Here is a 563-nt window from a genome sequence, read left to right on the forward strand (position 1 = left end):
TCGATCGTCTCGGTGCCGATGGCCATGGCCCCGATCGCCTGGATGCCGCCCAGCGCATAGATGGTGTCCGCCCCGGCCAGGGCCTGCGCTGCAACGATGGCGCGCGCGGGCTTGCCCTGGAACGGAGGCGCGCAGGTCACGACGCGCGGGACGCCGGCCACCTTGGCCGTGATCACCGACATGTGCGCCGAGGCCAGCAGCGGATACTTGCCGCCCGGCACATAGCAACCGGCCGCCTGGATCGGGACGTTTCTGTGGCCAAGCACGACGCCAGGCATCGTCTCGACCTCGACGTCCTTCATGCTCTCGCGCTGGATCTGCGCGAAATTGCGCACCTGGGCCTGCGCAAACTCGATGTCCTTGCGCTCCTGCGGCGACAGGCTGTCCACCGCCGCATCGATCTCCGCCTGGCTCAGGCGATAGTCGTCGCGGTCCCAGCCATCGAACTTCACGCTCATCTCGCGAACCGCAGCATCACCACGCTTCTCGATGTCCGCCAGCGCCGCCTCGACAACGTCACGAACCTTGCGATCCGCCTCCGCCTTGCTCTCCGCAGCAGCGCC

At 67.9% G+C, this 563-nt stretch carries 1 protein-coding gene; it reads right to left on the bottom strand.

The annotated features are described in order from the left end of the window. A partial coding sequence (locus AC1Q5P_RS21940) for a histidinol dehydrogenase (protein ID WP_492520029.1) occupies positions 1 to 563 on the bottom strand: 563 nt, incomplete at both ends.

The organism is Novosphingobium sp. GW835-FHT14H07, assembly GCF_058793515.1.